Consider the following 16,456-nt stretch of genomic DNA (forward strand, 5'->3'; position numbering starts at 1 on the left):
TCAAAGGCAGCATTATCACCTAGAACTTCGTCGCCAGACTCACACCGATCGCGCGCGGCATCAGCCGATAGCCCTGCACGATCGACGCCACCTGCGGATGCTGGATCACGGTATCGTTGTCGAACGCATTCTTGACGAACACGGTGACCGTGTAGTTGTCGACGCTGGTACCGGCGCTGAAGTCGGCCGTGTGGTAGCCGGGCCGGTCGTGGTCGGTCGATTGCGGGTTGAGCGAACCCTTGCTCGCACCCACCCACTGCACGCCTCCCATCACGAACGCGCTCTGGGCGCCGGCCAGGGCGAAGTTGTAGCGCGCACTGATGGCCGCGTTGTACTTCGGTACGCCCTGGATGCGCGCGCCAGCCACCGCCCCCACTACGCCGTTCTGGCTGCCGACATCGTTGCTCAGCTCGGCCTTCACATAACCACCCGAGGCGCTCAAGGTCAGCCCGGCCATCGGCTTGGCCTTGATGTCGAACTCGACGCCACGGGTAGTGGCGTCGCCGGCGTTGGCGTTATAGGTGTAGGCGCAGGTGGGCAGGTACACGCCTTGCTGGATGTTTTTCCATTTTACGTAGAACACGTCGGCGTTGACCGTCAGGCGGTTGCCCAGGAAGCGCGACTTGCTGCCCAACTCGTAACTCCACAGGCTGTCGGCCTCGTAGTTGGGTGGGCCTTCGCTCAAGCCGTTCAGTTCCAGGTCGGGGCCGCAGGTCGTCGGCGGCACGAAGATGTTCGAGCCGCCCAGCCGAAAGCCCTTGGCCACGCTGGTGTACACGGTGTTGGCCGGGTCGACCTCCCACGTCAAGGCATACTTGGGCGTGAACGCGTGCGACGACAGGCTGGCGCCGCTGTTGTTGCCGGCGCCGGCCAGGTAGTTGCCGTTGCGCTGGGCCAGCGTCGACTTCGCTTTCAGGTAACGCGCGCCGACGGTCGCGTGCACGGCGGGGCTGAAGTAATAATTGGCTTCGCCAAAGATCGACGCCTGCTTTTCGCGGTAGTGGAACTGGCCGGCAAACGCGTCGTCGTTCGGAAACGCGCCGGGCCGCACGTCCGGCAACAGCTCGGGATCGTCAATATCGAAGCCGAACGATTTAAAGGTATCGGTCAGGCCGAAGATCGGATCGTTCTCGGCGATGTCGGTGCGCTGGCGCGAGAAATAGGTGCCGGCCAGCCAGGTCCAGGGCGACACCGCCGCATTGGCCGGGTCATACGGACGCGAAGCCAGGCGGAATTCCTGCGACACCTGGCGCACCCGGTTTTGCAGGTACACGGCCGATGGCAGGCCGGCAATCGCGTCGATGAGCTCGGGCGGCGCCTTGCCGCCGTCCTCGGTCGAAGTAAGGAAAGTCGAGAGCGAATAGCTGTTGTAGGCCGAGCCGTTCTGGGTGCGGTCGAACTTGCGCGAGAAGTAGCTGGTGGCCGACGTCAGGTCGGCGCCGCCCAGGTCCCAGTTGACGGTGATGCTGGGCGCGAGCAGCTTGTCGATCGATGGCTCGCGCACTTGCTTTTGCGCCTGGTAGTTGGGGCGGTCGAGGTTGAAGGCCGAGATATCTTTCGCATCGAGGCGCTGGAAATACAGCGACGGCGTCACGATCACATCGCGCGTGGCCCGCCACTTGAGCGCCACGCGCAGTTCCTGGTCGCTGATCTTGTTGATGTTATTGGCCAGGACAGACCCGTTGCCATCGACCTGGTCGATGAAGCCACCCGTGTGCTGGGCCTGCACACCGATGCGCAGCGCCAGCTCGTCGGGTACCAGCGGGAAATTGCCGACCACATTGGCCGACCAGCTGGCGCTGCCGCCCTTCGTATTTGACGCTTCCGTGTACGTGGTCACTTCGCGCTCTTTCAGATCCGGCTCGTTGGGCACGAACTTGATGGTGCCGCCCATCGAGCTGGCGCCATACAAGGTCGCCTGCGGGCCGCGCAGCACTTCCACCCGGTCGATATCGAAAAAGCGCGGCTCGATATTGCCCATGGTGTAGACGTTGCCGACCGTGACCGGCGTATCGCCGAGGTACACACCCACGGTGGCGGCCCCGGCGGTTGAGCTGACGCCACGGATTTCGATATTCGACGTCCCCGGCCCCGCCCCGCCGTTGCCGCTGGCAGCGGTAAACGAGATATTCGGCACCACGCGCGTGAGGTCGGTGATGTCGCGGATGTGCTCCTCCTGCAACTGCTTGCCGGTCACCGCCGAGATGCTCATGGCCACCTTGGCCGGGTCTTCCCGGCGCTTTTGCGCGGTGACCGTGACCACTTCGATCTGGTCGTTATTGCTCATCTGCTGAGCCACCTGCGCCTGTGACTGCGCCACCGGCGCCTGAAGCGCCAACGCTGCCGCAACCGCACTGAACATGATCGTCCGTCGTGTTTTCATCCGTATCCCCAGTCGCCAAAGTGAGCCATGAGAGCGCACAGCGCCCTGAAATGATGCATCTTTTGCCAATCAACAAGCTTAACCATCTTAATCTTTTTGCAAAGCAAGATCTTTGCCAAGCGGGGGGAAAGCGTTGGCGGTTAGCCACAGGCAGCAGCGATGATGAGGTGGCGCAAACAAAGGACGAAAGCAGCTCAAGCACCGTGGCGCACGCGCATCACCCGATTGAAGCACGGGCGGGAATATGCTGAAATATTGGTTCGTCGGGGTGTAGCTTAGCCCGGTAGAGCGCTACGTTCGGGACGTAGAGGCCGGAGGTTCGAATCCTCTCACCCCGACCAACTTTGCCAAGGATCAAGTCAAACAGGAACCGTTACCATGACGAACACTGACCGCTTTACCAGCGTATGGGACGCGATCGAAGATACGCCGGAAGAAGCCGCGAACATGAAGGTTCGTTCTCAGTTGATGCTGCAACTGAAAAGCCACATCACCAACTCCGGGCTGAGCCAGGCAGACGCTGCCAAGATCCTGGGCATCACACAACCGCGCGTATCCGACCTGATGCGTGGCAAGATCAATCTGTTCGCTATCGATGCGCTGGTGAATATGGCCGCCAAGGCAGGCCTGCAGGTCGAACTCCAGTTGCTCGATGCAGCGTGACTGGCACGACCTGAACCTGTCGGGAAGCGCAAGGAATTCGCCATAGGCCAAGCCAAAACAACTTGCAGAAAAAGCGGCAAAGGTCGTCATCCGTCCCAGCCCTCCCCGTGCGCCTGCAATGCTAGACTGAACCCCAGTCAAAACAACGCCACGGAGACGACATGCCACAAACGAGCGCTGTACTGAATTCTCAACCCACCGAACCACCAAGCTACGTCCACGGCGCCCACGACGTGCCGCTGATCGGCGTCACCATCGGCCGCTTCCTGGCCGACATCGCCGCGCGCCACCAGGACAACGAGGCGCTGGTGGTGCCGCACCAGGGTGTGCGCTGGACGTATGCCGAACTCGATGCGCGTGTGTCGCGGCTGGCGGCCCGACTACTTGCGCTGGGTTTGCAGCCGGGCGACCGGGTCGGCATCTGGTCGCAGAACTGCGCGGAATGGGTGCTGGTGCAGTTTGCCACTGCCCGCGCCGGGCTGGTGCTGGTCAACATCAACCCGGCCTACCGGCGCAGCGAGCTCGAATACGTGCTGGGCAAGGTGCAGTGCGCAGCGCTGATCCTGGCGCCGTCATTCAAGGCCAGCGACTACCTGGCCATCGTCAACGCCGTGGTGCCGGAACTGCGCCACAGCAGTCCCGGCCAACTGCAAGCAGATAAGCTGCCGCAGCTGCGCCACGTGATCCGGCTGGGCGCTGAGCGCACGCCCGGCATGCACAACTTCGACGAGCTGCTCGCCCTGCCCGATGCGCAGCAGCAGGCAGCACTGGCGGCCCTGGAAGCCACGCTGCAATTCGACGACGCGGTCAATATCCAGTTCACGTCCGGCACCACCGGCGCGCCCAAGGGCGCCACGCTCACCCACCACAACATCCTCAACAATGGCTTTTTCGTGGGCGAAGCGATGCGCCTGACCGAGCGCGACCGGCTGTGCATCCCGGTGCCGCTGTACCACTGCTTCGGCATGGTGCTCGGTAACCTGGCGTGCGTCACGCATGGCGCGACGATGGTGTTTCCCGGCGAGAGTTTCGAGCCGGCGGCGGTGCTGGCCACGGTGCAGGCCGAACGCTGCACCGGACTGCACGGCGTGCCTACCATGTTCATCGGCATGCTCGATCATCCCGATTTTGCCAGCTACGATTTATCGACGCTGCGCACTGGCATCATGGCCGGCTCGCCCTGCCCGGCCGAGGTGATGAGCCGCGTGATCGAGCGCATGCACCTGACCGAGATCACGATTGCCTACGGCATGACGGAAACCTCGCCGGTCAGCTTCCAGAGTTCGGTGGACGACCCGGTGCACCTGCGCGTATCCACCATCGGCCGTGTGCATCCGCACCTGGAAGTGAAAATCGTCGATGGCGACGGGCGCATCGTGCCGCGCGGCGTGAAGGGAGAACTGCTCACGCGCGGCTACTCGGTCATGCTCGGCTACTGGGGCGACGAGGAGCAGACGCGCGACACCATCGACGCCGCGCGCTGGCTGCACACTGGCGACCTGGCCGTGCTCGATGCCCAGGGCTTTGCCAGCATCGTCGGCCGCGCCAAGGACATGGTGATACGCGGCGGCGAAAACATCTACCCGCGCGAGATCGAGGAGTTTTTATACCGCCACCCCAAGGTGCAGGACGTGCAGTGCGTGGGTGTGCCGGACGCAAAATACGGCGAGGAACTGTGCGCCTGCATCATCGTCCGACCGGGCATGACCGCCGACGAGGACGAGATCCGCGCTTTTTGCCAGGACCAGATCGCGCGGTACAAGATTCCACGCTATATCCGCTTCGTGCCGGCGTTCCCGATGACGGTCACCGGCAAGATCCAGAAATACCTGCTGCGCCAGCAGGTGGCGACCGACCTGGGGCTGGCGCAAGACTAGGCAGCCGGCACCATCTGCACCACCACCTTGCCCTTCGCCCGCCCCTGGTCGAGGTAAGCGAGCGCCTCCTGCGCCTGCGCGAACGGATATACCTGGTCGATCACCGGCCGGATGGCGCCCGCGTCCAGCAGCTTGCCGATCTCGGCCAGCTGGCCGCCATCCGGGCGCACGAACATGAACGAATAATCGGCGCTGCGCCGCTTGGCCAAACCCCGGATCTTGCGGCTCAGCAGCCCCATCACCAAGCGGAACACCACGTTCATGCCGCGCTGGCGGGCAAAGTCCGCGGTGGGTGGGCCGATCAGCGATACCACGTGGCTGCCCGGACGGACGATTTTCAGTGCCTGTTCCAGGCCGTCGCCACGTACCGTGCCCAGCACCACGTCGTAACCGCTCAGCACTTGCGTGAAGTCCTGCTGCTTGTAGTCGATGACTTCGTCGGCGCCGAGGCTGCGCACCAGCGCCACGTTGGCGGTGCTGGTCGTGGTGGCCACGCGTGCACCCATCTGTTTGGCCAGCTGGATCGCGAACGAACCGATGCCGCCCGAGCCGGCCGGGATGAACACTTTCTGGCCCGGCAACAGCCGCGCGTGTCCGTGGAACGACTGCCACGCGGTCAAGCCCACCATCGGGATCGACGCAGCCTGCACGAAGTCGAGGTTGACCGGCTTGTGGGCGGCCGCGTGTTCGGACACGGCAACGAACTCGGCCAGCGAACCGCGGCCGGTATCGAACACGCTGGCAAACACCGCGTCGCCGACCTTGAAGCGGCTGACACCGGCGCCGGTGTCCACCACCACGCCGGCGAGGTCGCTGCCGATCACGGCAGGCAACGCAAACTTGAGTAGCGGCTTGAAGTCGCCCTTCGGAATCGCATTGTCGATCGGGTTGAGGCCGGCCGCGTGAACCTGCACCAGGATCTCGCCAGGCCCCGCCACGGGACGGGCCACCTCGCCCAGCGCCAGGGCGCCGCTCTTGCCGTACGCTTTCAGGATGAGTGCCTGCATGGATGCCCTCAGTTGGCCAGGGTTGGGTAATCAGTGTAACCGTTGGCGCCAGGCGTGTAGAACGTTGCCGGGTCCGGCGCATTCAACGGCGCATCGCGGCGCAGGCGCTCCACCAGGTCCGGGTTGGCAATGAACGGGCGACCGAACGCCACCAAGTCGGCCTCGCCAGCAGTCAGCGCCTGTTCGGCGCTGGCCTTGTCGAAGCCGCCGGCGCCGATGAACGGGCCGCCAAACGCTGCGCGCAAGGCCGCCTTGATGCTGGCCGGCACTGGCGGCGTGCCCATCGCGGAATGGTCGAGCACGTGCACATACATCAGGCCCAGTTGCGACAGTTCCGACACCAGCGCCACGTATTGCTCATCGACGCCGTCATAGGCGCCGGCAGCATTGACCACGCCGTAGGGAGAGAGGCGAATGCCCACGCGCTCGGCGCCGATCGCAGCGACCGCGGCGCGCGCCACTTCCAGCACGAAGCGGTTGCGGCCTTCGGCGGTCGCGCCATAGCCGTCGGTGCGCAGGTTGATATTGGCGTTGAGGAATTGCTCGAGCAAATAGCCGTTGGCCGCGTGCAGTTCGATGCCGTCGAAACCGGCCTCGATCGCCAGGCGCGCGGCGTTGGCATATTCGGCCACCGCGGTGGCGATGTCCGCTTCGGTCATGGCGCGCGGCGCCGTGTGCGGCACGGCTTCCTCCTTGCCATCGACGCGCATCTCGCCAGGGCACACTTCGGCCGAAGGCCCCACCACCACGGCGCCGGCCGGCAGGTTATCGGCGTGGGTCACGCGGCCCGTGTGCATCAGTTGCACGACGATCTTGCCGCCTGCGGCATGGACCGCGTCGGTTACCAGGCGCCAGCCTGCAGCGTGCTCGGCATTGAACAGGCCGGGAATCCGTGGGTAGCCGAGGCCGTTGGGCGATGGCGCCGTGCCTTCGGTGATGATCAGGCCGGCGGTGGCGCGCTGGGCGTAGTACGTGGCCATCAGGCTGTTGGGCGTATTGTTGTTGACGGCGCGGCTGCGGGTCAGTGGCGACATCACCACGCGGTTGGCCAGCTCGGTGCCGCGCAGGTTTAAGGGTTCAAACATCATGGTGGTTGTCCGGAGTGATGGGTTAAGCAGGCAGCAGGCGCGGCGCGACGGTGCCGGTCTGGGCGGTGGCGAACAGGGTCACGCGGGCTGCTTCGTATTTTTCGATCAGTGACGCGTCGGCAATCGATGGCAAGGTCAGGGTTTCGCCCTGGTCCAGGCCGAACAGCGCGGCATCGACCATGGCGTCGGCCGCCATCACGGTTTCCGGCGCCAGCACGGCCAGCGGCACGCCCGACGGGTCCCACAGCTCGGTGGCGGTGGCAGCCGGCAGCACCGCTTGTACCTTGACGCCGGTCTTGGCCAACTCGTGCTCGATGCCGCGCGTAAAGGCCACCACGAACGACTTGGTGCCGCTATAGACAGCGGTGATCGGCAGCGAGTGCAGGCCCAGCACCGAGGCGACGTTGATGATCAGGCCGGCGTTGCGCTGTTTGAACGCTGGCAGCACGGCGTACGTCAGGCGGGTCAGCGCGGTAATGTTCAGGGCCAGTTGCGCGGCCACATCCTCCGGGCTGCTGGCAGCCAGCGGCGCCAGGCGGGCGATGCCGGCGTTGTTGACCAGCACGCTCACGGCCGGATTGTTGGCCAGCACGTCGGCCACGCTCTCCTGCCCTGCGCTGGTGGCCAGGTCGGCCACCAGCGGCGTCACCTGCACGCCGTGTTTTTCGGTGAGGCTGGCAGCGAGGGTCTGCAGGCGGTCGGCGCGGCGGGCGACGAGCACCAGGTCGTAGCCACGGGCGGCAAAACGGTCGGCATAGACGGCGCCGATACCGGACGAGGCGCCGGTGATGACGGCGATATTGCGGTGGCTGTGAGCGGTAGACATGACTTTTTCCTTTAGTGAACTGCAAAAAATATGACGATCATCATATTACGAGGCAAAAAAAAACCGCCGAGGAATTACTCGGCAGCCGGTAAATACTGCTTGAGAGTGGCCGCGCACAGCGCCGCCGACAACTTGGGATCGTCCACCGCCCGGGCCAGCATGGTGGTGCCGATCAGGGAGGCGAGCAAGGACATGGCCTGTTCGTGGGCCTCGGGCTGGCCCCACTCGGGCATCTGGCGCGCCAGCACGTCGATCATTTCCTTGATGTGCACCGTGGCGACCTGGCGTACCTCGGGCGCCTGGCGCGGCATTTCGGATGCCAGCGCCGACACCGGGCAGCCGTGCTCGATGGACGCGATGTGTTGCGGTGACAGGTAAGCTTCCATGATGGCCTTGATCGCCTGGCCGGGCGGCGCACTGGCCGCCACCTTGGCCGCCAGCGCCACCGCGTCGGCGCCTGCGCGGTCGCCGGCCTCGGCCAGCAGCGCGTCGCGCGAGGCGAAGTGGGCGTAGAAGCCGCCATGGGTCAGGCCGGCCTCCTTCATGATATCGGCCACGCCGGTGCCATCGTAGCCACTGCGGCGGATGGCGCGCGAAGCCACCTCGACGATACGGTCGTGGGTGACTTCCTTGCGGCTGGCAGCCGGGCGCTTGGCGGATTTGGTTTGCATGACGGTCATCATATACCCGTTTTAATTTGGCTGCAAGCCGCGCCTTGTTTTGGCGAACACGGTTACCGCACCGGCGGCATCGCGTCCGTCTCAGCTTGGCCGGCCGGGCGCGCCAGCCATGCCACCGCCAGCGACACCAGCAGCAAACCCAGTGCCACCGGCGCAAACGCCCGCACGCCGAACCGGTCGAGCAGCAAGCCACCCGCCAGGCCGCCCCCGGCAATGGCCAGGTTCCATGCCGTCACCAGCATCGATTGCGCCACGTCGGCAGCAGCGCCGGCGACGTTGTCGAGCGCGGTCTGAAACAGCGTGCCGGAGCCGCCGAACGCCACGCCCCACAGCGCAACAGCGAGATAAATCATGCCGGGGGCCGGCTGCGCGGGGATCAGCACCAGCAGCAGCGCCGCCAGCGCAAACAACGCATGGCTGGCAATGATCAGCGCGCGCAGGTGGCGGTCGATCAGCACGCCGGTAATCCAGATGCCGGCCAGCGCAGTCAGGCCGAACACCAGCAGCACCACGTCGATGCGCGGCGCCAGCCCGGCGCCGGCCAGGAACGGCGCGATATAGGTGTACAGAATATTGTGGGCCAGCACATACACCAGCACCATCGACAGCACCGGCCGCACGCCGGCCAGCGCCAGCACCGATGCCAGTGTCGATACCAGCGACCGGCGCGTGCTGGACGGCTGGCCCGCCACGTCGGGCACCTGGCGCCACACCCACAGCATCAACAGCAGCGCCAATGCACTCATGGCGGCAAAGCACAGGCGCCAGCCCAGCAGCTTGCCGAGCAAGGTCGCCAGCGGCACGCCAAGCGCCAGCGCCAGAGGCGCGCCCACCATCGCCACCGCGATCGCCCTGCCCTTCTGGGGCGCCGGCACCATGCGCGCCGCATAGCCGGCCAGCAGCGCCCACAGCACGCCGGCAGAAATGCCCGCCACCAGCCGGCCCGCCATGATGGCGCCGTAGTGGCTTGACAAGCTGGTGATACTGTTGGCGATGGCAAAACCGGCAATCGCCAGCAGCAGCAACGGCCGGCGGCGCCAGCCCTGGGTGAGCGTGACCAGCGGAATGGCCGCCACCAGCGAGCCGATCGCGTAAATCGTCACCATCTGGCCGACCAGTGCTTCAGAGACCGACAGGCCGGCTGCGATCGGCAGCAACAGGCCGGCCGGCAGCGTTTCGGTAAGGATGGTGAGAAAGCCGGCCATGGCCAGGGCCAGCAGGGCTGCCAGCGGCAGTGGGCGCTCGTTTGACATGTGATGTCCTTTGGATAAAAAGAATCGATCATAGGCAGCGCGCCAATAAAGAAAAAGTCGGGTACAGTTCCTCGTTCTAAGGACATAACTGTCCGCAATCAGGGAGATGCATGGACAGCTTGACCGGCTTTACGGTGTTCGTGGCAGTGGCGGAGGCGCGCAGCTTTGTCGCAGCCGGCCGCGCCCTCGGCGTGTCGGCGTCGGCCGTGGGCAAAAGCATCGCCCGTCTCGAAGACAAGCTCGGTGTGCGGCTGTTTCACCGCAGCACGCGCAGCATCACGCTCACTGCCGAGGGCGGCCTGTTCCTCGAACGCAGCCGGCGCATCCTGGCCGAGATCGAAGCGGCCGAGCAGGAACTCTCGCAAGCGGCCGGGGCGCCGCACGGACGGCTGCGCGTGAGCCTGCCGCTGGTCAGTACACTGGTGCTGCCGGTGCTGAGCGACTTCATGCGCCTGCATCCGGCGGTGCAGCTCGACCTCGACTTCACCGACCGCATGGTCGATGTGATCGACGAGGGTTTCGACGCCGTGGTGCGCACCGGCCAGCCTACCGACTCGCGGCTGTCGGCGCGCCAGGTCGGCACGTTTCGCCAACTGCTGGTGGCTTCGCCCGCTTACCTGGCCCAGCGCGGCGTGCCGCAGGCGCCGGCGGATCTGCTCCTGCACAGCTGCCTGCATTTCCGCTTTCCCCATAACGGCAAGCTCGATACCTGGCCGCTTCCCGGTGAGGACGACCAGCCGCCGTGGTCACCGCCCATCTCGATGGTCTGCAACAACATCGAAACCCGCGTGTGCTTCGCGGTGCAGGGGCGCGGTATCGCCTTCCTGCCCGATTTTTCGATCCGCGACCAACTGGCCGACGGCCGCCTGGTGCAGGTGCTGCCCGGCTGCGAGCGCAGCAGCGCGTTTCACGTGCTGTGGCCGGCCAGCCGCCATCCGTCGCCCAAGGTACGGGCCCTGGTGGACTTCCTGTGCGAACATCTGTTCGCGGCGCCCCCGCCTACGACCAAACAGGAGCATGGCAAACGATGAAGACGGTGTTGTTCTGGTTCCGCAACGACCTGCGCCTGCACGACCAGCCCGCCCTGCAGGCGGCGCTGGCCAGTGGCGCCCGATATCTGCTGCCGGTGGCGTGCCTGCCGGCACCCGATGAGGCTACCGCCTGGGGCTGGGAACGCGCCAGCCCACAGCGCCGCGCCTGGCTCCACGGCGCGCTGCGCGACCTGGACCGGCAACTGACCGGCCTTGGCTGCCCGCTGCTGGTGTGCGATGGCGATCCGGCCACCGTGCTGCCGGCGCTGGCCGCTGCGGTCGGCGCTACCGAACTTTACTGCGAAGACATCGCCGCGCCCGAGGAACAGCAGCACGTGGCGTCTCTGCGCGCTGCCGGCCTGGCGGTGCATACCACCTGGCAGAGCAGCCTGCTCGATCCGCAGTACCTGCCGTGGACGGTGGATGCGCTGCCGGCCAGTTATACGCCGTTCCGGCAGGCGGTCGAGCGGGCGCTGCAATCGGCTGCGCCGGTGCCGCAACCGATGGCGCCAGCCAGTGCTGCGGCATCGACAGCCCCATCCGCTGATACTGCGCCGGTGTCGCACAGGTCGTTCCCCGCCTTGGTCGCGGCGCCGCTGGCAGCGCCCGGCGCCATGTTGCCGTGGCCGCCGGCGGCTACCGCTGCTGGCGCGACCCTGCCGGGCTACCGCGCTGTACTGCTTGCGGCACCGGACGATGCGCTGCTGGCCGATCCCCGTTCATCGCTGCCGGCTGGACCGGCAGGCCTGCAAGGCGGCGAGACCGCCGCCCTCGCGCACCTGCACCAGTATTTGCAACGGCGCCTGCCCGACAGCTACAAGCGCACCCGCAACCAGTTATACGGCGTCGATTTTTCCAGCAAGTGGTCGCCGTGGCTGGCCAATGGCGCACTGTCGGCGCGGCGCATCCTGGCCGAGGTGCGTGCTTACGAGGCCCAGCATGGCGCCAACGAAGGCACCTACTGGCTGTGGTTCGAACTGCTGTGGCGCGACTACTTCCGCCTGCTGCATTTGCAGTATGGTGCGGCGCTGTACCGCGAACGCGGCCTGTCCACGCGGTCCGCAGCACCGCCTTCTGCTACCTCGGATGAGCGCACTGCCAACCTCGCTCGCTGGCGCCACGGCGCAACCGGCGAGCCGCTGGTGGACGCCGCCATGCGCGAACTGCTGCACACCGGTTACCTGAGCAACCGCCTGCGCCAGGTCGTGGCCAGCTACCTGCTGAACGAGTTGCAGGGCGACTGGCGCGCCGGCGCCGCGTGGTTCGAGTCGCGCCTGGTCGATTACGACGTCTACAGCAACCAGGGCAACTGGCTGTACATTGCCGGACGCGGTACCGATCCGCGCGGCGGGCGGCATTTCAATCTCGAGAAGCAGACCGCCGAGCATGATCCCGATGGCGTTTATCGCCGGCGGTGGGCGGGAAGCGAATGTCCGTAGCGCGGGGCTACGGAAAACTCAGCACGAAACGCGCCTCGTCGCCATCGGTATCGAGCCGCGCCGCGCCGCCATGCACCGCCATGATGGCGCTGACGATCGCCAGTCCCAGGCCGGTAGAACCGTCGGCATTGCCGCGCGCGGGATCGGCGCGGTAAAAGCGGTCGAACAAATGCGGCAAGTGTTCTGGCGCAATGGGTGCGCCCGTATTGGCGACCGTGATCTCGGCGCCGCTGCCGCGCCGGTCTGCGCGCAGGGTGATCGTGCTGCCCGGCTGCGCATGGCGCACCGCGTTCGAGACCAGGTTGGCCAGCGCGCGGCGCAGCAGGGCCGGATCGGCCTGCACCACCGCCTCACCCACGCAGGCGATGTGCACGTCCTGCTCCTCGGCCATGCCCTCGTAAAAGTCGGCCACCTTGCGCAGTTCGTCCAGCGCGGCCAGCGGCTGGCGCGCCAGCAGCACGTCGTCCTGGCCGGCGCGCGCGAGGAACAGCATGCTCTCGATCATGCGCGCCAGGCGTTCCAGTTCCTCGATATTGGAGCCGATCAGCTGCTCGTAGTCTGCCGTGCTGCGCGGCTGCGCCAGCAGCACCTGGCTTTGCCCCAGCAGGTTGGTGATCGGCGTGCGGAACTCGTGCGCCAGGTCGGCCGAAAAGCCCGACAGCCGTGCATAGCCCTCCTGCAGGCGCGCCAGCATGGCATTCAGGGCATCGACCAGCGGTTGCAGCTCGGACGGCGCGTCGCCGGCATCGAGTCGCTGCGCCAGCGTACCGGGACGCACCAGCGCCGCGTGGGCCGCGATGCGCCGCAGCGGCCGCAGTCCACGATGCAGCATCAGCGCCGCGCACAGGGCGGCAGCGAGCGCACTGACGGCGGCGGCAATGGCGATGCGCCAGCGGTATTGGCCGAACATCGCATCGCGCTCGGCGTACAGGCGCGCCACGTACACGTTGACATCCCGGGTACCCAGGCGCGCGGCCGCAGCCACCACCCGGCCCGGCTCACCATTGCGGCCGTGCCAGCTGACGATCGCGTCACGGTCCGGTGCGGCGCCGGCCATGATCGGTAGCGGATAGCGCTCGCTGCCGGCGTTGATATCGGCCAGCACGGCGCCGTCAGCGGCCACGATGCGCACCAGCGAGTTTTCCTGGCCGCTCATGGTGTCGCGAAAAAATTCCGGTTGCGTGCCCACCAGTTCCGCCGCACCGGGACGGGCCAGCACGATCTGCACCTGGCGCAGCTTGCCCAGCAGCTGGGCGTCGTCGCGGCGCTCGATCTGGGCCACGAACTCGCGGTACAGGTACGCACCCAGGCCGGCCGCCGCCAGCGCCACGATCAGCATGAACAGCGCGGTCACCCGCACTGTCAGCGAAGAGCGCCAGCGCCTCATGGCGCGTCCGGAACCGGGACCGGAACCGGGGCCAGGTCGCACACATAACCCATGCCGCGCCGGGTGTGGATCAGTTTGACCGGGAACGGGTCGTCGAGCTTGCGGCGCAGGCGGCGCACGGCCACTTCGATGACGTTGGTGTCGCTGTCGAAGTTCATGTCCCACACCTGCGAGGCGATGATGGAGCGCGACAGCACCTGGCCCTGGCGCTGGGCCAGCAGGTGCAGCAGCGCAAACTCCTGCGAGGTGAGCACGATGGTGGTGGCGCCACGCCGCACGCGGCGGCGCAGCACGTCGATTTCGAGGTCGCCGATGCGGATCAGGTCATCCTCGCGCGCCGGGCCACGCCGCAGCAGCGTGCGGATGCGCGCCACCAGCTCCACGAACGCGAACGGCTTGACCAGGTAATCGTCGGCGCCCAGTTCCAGCCCGCGCACGCGGTCCTGCACTTCGTCGCGCGCGGTGAGAAACAGCACCGGCACCTGCTCGGTGGCCTGGTCGGCGCGCAATGCCGCCAGCACCTGCCAGCCGTCCATGCCGGGCAACATCACGTCCAGCACCACCAGCGCGAGGTCGGCGGCGCCCTCTTTTGCCATGGCCAGTCCCTCGCGGCCGGTGCGCGCCAGGCGCACCGCAAAACCCGATTCGGCCAGGCCGCGCATCAGGTAGTCGCCGGTCTTCGGCTCGTCTTCGATAATCAGGATGGTCATGAAAGGGCTCGCCTGCAAAACAGTCATTCTACCCCTGCCATCGCGGGCGCTGGATGACGAAATTATCATCTGGCGGTCAGCTTCTTGTCGGGATCGGGCAGGCACACTGCGGTCTTCGTTTAGCCGAGGACATCATGACTTTTACTACTGCACTCCCCGCTGCCTTGATCGCTTTCGCAGTCGCAGCGCCGGTCAATGCGCAAGACCTGGTTCAGCGACCGGCCGTGACTCTTGAAACCGCCAACCGCCTGGCCACCGCCGCCGCCGGCGCCTGCCAGCAACTGGGCCGCACCATCGTGGTCGCGGTGCTCGATGGCGGCGGCCACCTGCTGGTGGTCCGGCGCGACCCGGCGGTCGGTCCGCACAACATCGAGGCGGCCCGGCGCAAGGCGTTCACCGCGCTCTCCACCCGCACTGCCACGCTGGACCTGGCGCGCCGCGCAGCGCTCGATGCGGACAGCCGCAACCTCAACACCCTGCCCGAGCTGTTGCTGCTGGGCGGCGGCGTGCCCCTGACGTTCAAGGGTGCGCCGGTGGGCGCCATCGGCGTGGCCGGTGGCGGCGGCGCCGGCAACGACCATGCGTGCGCGCTGGCAGCGATTGCCGCCGTGTCCGCCCTCGATCAACCAACTTCGTCAACCACCAAGGAATCACCATGAACCAGCTGAAAAACTTCGCCCTCGCCCTGTCGTTCGCAGCCACCGCTACCACAGCCGGCCTAGCGGTCGCCGCGCCGGCAGCCAACCCGCTCAGCGTCCACGTGCTGGACCTGCAAAGCGGCCAGCCAACGGCCGGCATCCGCGTCACGCTCGAGGAACGCAATGGCGATGGCAGCAACGACTGGCGCGCCCTGGCCGCCGGCGTGACCAACGCCCAGGGCAGGATTGCCGCGCTGTACCCGGAAGGCAAAACCATGGCGGCTGGCGATTACCGCATCGTGTTCGAGACCGGCGACCATTTCAAGCGCGAAGGCAAGGCTACCTTTTTCCCGCGCATCCCGGTCGAGTTCAAGACCGAGGCGGGCGTGGCGCACTACCACATTCCGCTGCTGCTCAGCCCCTACGGCTACTCCACCTACCGCGGCAACTAGGCGGAACGCCAGCCATCGAGCCTGGCCCGTACATCGCGCATCGGCGAATTGCCGAACACCCGGCTGTATTCGCGGTTGAACTGGCTGGCGCTCTCGTAACCGACTTCGAAAGCCGCGCTGGCCGCATCGAGGCCGTCGATCAGCATGCGCCTGCGCGCCTCGTGCAGGCGCAGCTGCTTCTGGTACTGCAAGGGGCTCATCGAGGTCAGGCGACGAAAATGATGGTGCAGGGTCGACACGCCCATGCCGGCCTGCTGCGCCAGTTGCTCCATGCGCAGCGGCTGCGTGTAGTGGTCGCGGATCCAGTCCACCGCGCGGGCCGTGCGGTCGCTGTCGCCGCCGGCGGTGGCGATTTCGCGCAGGCGCGCGCCCGCTTCGCTGTGCAGCACGCGGTAAATGATCTCGCGCTGCAGCAGGTCGCCGAGAAACGCCGGCGGCTCGCCTGAACCCAGCAGGTCGAGCATGCGGCCGAACGCTTCCACCAGTTCCACCGTCACCACGCCGGTGGCCATGCCATAGGCGTCGGATGCTTCGACCCGGGCAACGGGTGGCGCGCTGACCAGCACCTCGCGCACCAGGCGGATATCGAGGCCCAGCCGCAGGCACATGTAAGGCGCCTCCACGCTGGCGTCGAGCACCTCGCTGCTGACCGGCAGGTCGAGGGCGGTGAGCAGGAAACGCGAGCGGTCGTAGACAAAGCTGTTCTCGCCCAGGTGCACGCGTTTGCTGCCCTGCATCACCAGCGCGATGCTGGGCAGGTAGGTGGTGGGTGCCGGCGGCGTCGGTTCCAGGTGGCGGTACACCGTGAGCGCGGCGATGCCGGTGGGGTTTTCGATGGCGCTGACCAGCGGCGCGCTCTTTCGCACCAGCTCGGCGCACAATGATTCGATCGTTTTATCCATGGTTGAGGCCAATGATAGCCACTGGCGCCCCCGGCTGGCTACCGGATTCGGCGATGCCAGAGGATTAGGCAAGCGACATAGAGGAACGGGATACCGCCGTGCCTGTCGAGGCGGCACACT

The 16,456-nt window shown here is 66.4% G+C and carries 15 protein-coding genes and 1 tRNA gene; 7 read left to right on the forward strand and 9 right to left on the reverse strand.

The window, feature by feature from the left end:
- Positions 1–19 precede the first annotated feature (19 nt).
- A complete protein-coding gene (locus tag DUPY_RS00810) occupies positions 20–2,362 on the reverse strand; it encodes a TonB-dependent receptor (RefSeq protein ID WP_084640479.1) in 2,343 nt (780 codons plus the stop codon).
- 285 nt (positions 2,363–2,647) lie between these two features.
- Between DUPY_RS00810 and DUPY_RS00815 the strand changes: the two genes are divergently transcribed.
- The 3 genes from DUPY_RS00815 to DUPY_RS00825 all read left to right on the forward strand — a co-directional run bounded on the left by DUPY_RS00815 (position 2,648) and on the right by DUPY_RS00825 (position 4,923).
- Positions 2,648–2,724, forward strand: a tRNA-Pro gene (locus DUPY_RS00815).
- Between the two features lie 37 nt (positions 2,725–2,761).
- Positions 2,762–3,046, forward strand: a complete 285-nt coding sequence (locus DUPY_RS00820) for a helix-turn-helix domain-containing protein (RefSeq protein ID WP_070245832.1) — start codon at positions 2,762–2,764, stop codon at positions 3,044–3,046.
- A gap of 161 nt (positions 3,047–3,207) precedes the next feature.
- Positions 3,208–4,923 carry an AMP-binding protein gene (locus DUPY_RS00825; RefSeq protein ID WP_070245833.1) on the forward strand — a complete coding sequence of 572 codons (1,716 nt, stop codon included), beginning with the start codon at positions 3,208–3,210 and terminating at the stop codon, positions 4,921–4,923.
- Here DUPY_RS00825 and DUPY_RS00830 read toward each other — a convergent pair.
- The 5 genes from DUPY_RS00830 to DUPY_RS00850 all read right to left on the reverse strand — a co-directional run bounded on the left by DUPY_RS00830 (position 4,920) and on the right by DUPY_RS00850 (position 9,777).
- Positions 4,920–5,930: an NADP-dependent oxidoreductase gene (locus DUPY_RS00830; protein ID WP_070245834.1), complete on the reverse strand. Its 1,011-nt coding sequence runs from the start codon at positions 5,928–5,930 to the stop codon at positions 4,920–4,922. The two genes, DUPY_RS00825 and DUPY_RS00830, sit on opposite strands and share 4 nt — an antisense overlap.
- An 8-nt stretch (positions 5,931–5,938) precedes the next feature.
- Positions 5,939–7,018, reverse strand: a complete 1,080-nt coding sequence (locus DUPY_RS00835; protein WP_070245835.1) for an alkene reductase — start codon at positions 7,016–7,018, stop codon at positions 5,939–5,941.
- Positions 7,019–7,040: 22 nt separating this feature from the next.
- Entirely contained in the window at positions 7,041–7,844 is an 804-nt protein-coding gene (locus DUPY_RS00840) for an SDR family NAD(P)-dependent oxidoreductase (RefSeq protein ID WP_070245836.1), read from the reverse strand.
- A gap of 74 nt (positions 7,845–7,918) precedes the next feature.
- Positions 7,919–8,527, reverse strand: coding sequence for a TetR/AcrR family transcriptional regulator (locus tag DUPY_RS00845; RefSeq protein WP_070245837.1), 609 nt, complete (start codon positions 8,525–8,527; stop codon positions 7,919–7,921).
- Positions 8,528–8,577: 50 nt separating this feature from the next.
- Entirely contained in the window at positions 8,578–9,777 is a 1,200-nt protein-coding gene (locus DUPY_RS00850) for an MFS transporter (protein WP_070245838.1), read from the reverse strand.
- A gap of 110 nt (positions 9,778–9,887) precedes the next feature.
- Between DUPY_RS00850 and DUPY_RS00855 the strand changes: the two genes are divergently transcribed.
- Positions 9,888–10,808, forward strand: a complete 921-nt coding sequence (locus tag DUPY_RS00855; RefSeq protein WP_070245839.1) for a LysR family transcriptional regulator — start codon at positions 9,888–9,890, stop codon at positions 10,806–10,808.
- A complete protein-coding gene (locus tag DUPY_RS00860) occupies positions 10,805–12,247 on the forward strand; it encodes a DASH family cryptochrome (RefSeq protein ID WP_070245840.1) in 1,443 nt (480 codons plus the stop codon). The genes DUPY_RS00855 and DUPY_RS00860 overlap by 4 nt, the downstream gene beginning before the upstream one ends.
- Before the next feature lie 7 nt (positions 12,248–12,254).
- Here DUPY_RS00860 and DUPY_RS00865 read toward each other — a convergent pair whose 3' ends face one another.
- Both DUPY_RS00865 and DUPY_RS00870 read right to left on the reverse strand, forming a co-directional pair.
- Positions 12,255–13,634, reverse strand: a complete 1,380-nt coding sequence (locus tag DUPY_RS00865) for a heavy metal sensor histidine kinase (protein ID WP_070245841.1) — start codon at positions 13,632–13,634, stop codon at positions 12,255–12,257.
- Positions 13,631–14,344, reverse strand: a complete 714-nt coding sequence (locus DUPY_RS00870; RefSeq protein WP_070245842.1) for a heavy metal response regulator transcription factor — start codon at positions 14,342–14,344, stop codon at positions 13,631–13,633. The genes DUPY_RS00865 and DUPY_RS00870 overlap by 4 nt, the downstream gene beginning before the upstream one ends.
- A gap of 134 nt (positions 14,345–14,478) precedes the next feature.
- Between DUPY_RS00870 and DUPY_RS00875 the strand changes: the two genes are divergently transcribed.
- Positions 14,479–15,003, forward strand: a complete 525-nt coding sequence (locus DUPY_RS00875) for a GlcG/HbpS family heme-binding protein (protein ID WP_070245843.1) — start codon at positions 14,479–14,481, stop codon at positions 15,001–15,003.
- Entirely contained in the window at positions 15,000–15,434 is a 435-nt protein-coding gene (gene uraH / locus DUPY_RS00880; protein WP_070245844.1) for a hydroxyisourate hydrolase, read from the forward strand. Before DUPY_RS00875 ends, uraH begins: the two co-directional genes overlap by 4 nt.
- Here the strand turns inward: uraH and DUPY_RS00885 are convergent.
- Positions 15,431–16,336, reverse strand: coding sequence for an AraC family transcriptional regulator (locus DUPY_RS00885; RefSeq protein ID WP_070245845.1), 906 nt, complete (start codon positions 16,334–16,336; stop codon positions 15,431–15,433). The genes uraH and DUPY_RS00885 overlap by 4 nt on opposite strands.
- Between the last annotated feature and the right edge of the window lie 120 nt (positions 16,337–16,456).

The organism is Duganella phyllosphaerae (genome assembly GCF_001758785.1).
In the GTDB taxonomy this organism is placed as follows: domain Bacteria; phylum Pseudomonadota; class Gammaproteobacteria; order Burkholderiales; family Burkholderiaceae_D; genus Rugamonas; species Rugamonas phyllosphaerae.

Coding starts and splice junctions, on each gene's coding strand:
- DUPY_RS00810 (WP_084640479.1), bottom strand. CDS start 2,362: ATGTTCAGTGCGGTTGCGGCAGCGTTGGCGCTTCAGGCGCCGGTGGCG.
- DUPY_RS00820 (WP_070245832.1), top strand. CDS start 2,762: ATGACGAACACTGACCGCTTTACCAGCGTATGGGACGCGATCGAAGAT.
- DUPY_RS00825 (WP_070245833.1), top strand. CDS start 3,208: ATGCCACAAACGAGCGCTGTACTGAATTCTCAACCCACCGAACCACCA.
- DUPY_RS00830 (WP_070245834.1), bottom strand. CDS start 5,930: ATGCAGGCACTCATCCTGAAAGCGTACGGCAAGAGCGGCGCCCTGGCG.
- DUPY_RS00835 (WP_070245835.1), bottom strand. CDS start 7,018: ATGATGTTTGAACCCTTAAACCTGCGCGGCACCGAGCTGGCCAACCGC.
- DUPY_RS00840 (WP_070245836.1), bottom strand. CDS start 7,844: ATGTCTACCGCTCACAGCCACCGCAATATCGCCGTCATCACCGGCGCC.
- DUPY_RS00845 (WP_070245837.1), bottom strand. CDS start 8,527: ATGATGACCGTCATGCAAACCAAATCCGCCAAGCGCCCGGCTGCCAGC.
- DUPY_RS00850 (WP_070245838.1), bottom strand. CDS start 9,777: ATGTCAAACGAGCGCCCACTGCCGCTGGCAGCCCTGCTGGCCCTGGCC.
- DUPY_RS00855 (WP_070245839.1), top strand. CDS start 9,888: ATGGACAGCTTGACCGGCTTTACGGTGTTCGTGGCAGTGGCGGAGGCG.
- DUPY_RS00860 (WP_070245840.1), top strand. CDS start 10,805: ATGAAGACGGTGTTGTTCTGGTTCCGCAACGACCTGCGCCTGCACGAC.
- DUPY_RS00865 (WP_070245841.1), bottom strand. CDS start 13,634: ATGAGGCGCTGGCGCTCTTCGCTGACAGTGCGGGTGACCGCGCTGTTC.
- DUPY_RS00870 (WP_070245842.1), bottom strand. CDS start 14,344: ATGACCATCCTGATTATCGAAGACGAGCCGAAGACCGGCGACTACCTG.
- DUPY_RS00875 (WP_070245843.1), top strand. CDS start 14,479: ATGACTTTTACTACTGCACTCCCCGCTGCCTTGATCGCTTTCGCAGTC.
- uraH (WP_070245844.1), top strand. CDS start 15,000: ATGAACCAGCTGAAAAACTTCGCCCTCGCCCTGTCGTTCGCAGCCACC.
- DUPY_RS00885 (WP_070245845.1), bottom strand. CDS start 16,336: ATGGATAAAACGATCGAATCATTGTGCGCCGAGCTGGTGCGAAAGAGC.